This window comes from Corallococcus sp. AB049A, assembly GCF_003668885.1.
In the GTDB taxonomy this organism is placed as follows: Bacteria; Myxococcota; Myxococcia; order Myxococcales; family Myxococcaceae; genus Corallococcus; species Corallococcus interemptor.
In genome coordinates, this window is record NZ_RAWL01001385.1 from 1 (window position 1) to 399 (window position 399).

1 protein-coding gene is annotated in these 399 nt (G+C 65.2%); it reads left to right on the forward strand.

The annotated features are described in order from the left end of the window. The first annotated feature begins 76 nt into the window (after window positions 1-76). Entirely contained in the window at window positions 77-298 is a 222-nt protein-coding gene (locus D7X55_RS42275) for a hypothetical protein (RefSeq protein WP_121725808.1), read from the forward strand. Window positions 299-399: the final 101 nt, after the last annotated feature.

The window sequence follows — 399 nt, forward strand, 5'->3', positions numbered from 1 at the left end:
CCAGAGCGCAAAACCCTGCGCTCGGTAGGAGCAGCACGGCAGCCAAACCTGCGGAAAAACTGGCAGGAGCGTGACGATGAGTAACTACATCCCTTCGGGGTCTCAGGCACTTCGTCTCTTTGCCGACACCCTCGACCAGCAGGCGGATCGGCTCGACCGCCTGTTGTGGCGGGATCGGGGACAGCGGTCTACGACCGCACAGGCGTACCGCACGTCGGCATCGCTGGCGCGGCAGCAGGCGGTGAAGTTGGAGCAGATGGAGAGGATGGCCGCTGCGCGCGCTGGGGGCGGGAAATGAGCCTGTCGCTGAAGGAGCAGCTGAAACACTGGGGCCATTACCAGGAACATCGGTTCTGCGCACCGCTCGCCCCGGAGGAGGCGCCGAGCAGGGACGAACAC

Coding starts and splice junctions, on each gene's coding strand:
- D7X55_RS42275 (WP_121725808.1), top strand. CDS start 77: ATGAGTAACTACATCCCTTCGGGGTCTCAGGCACTTCGTCTCTTTGCC.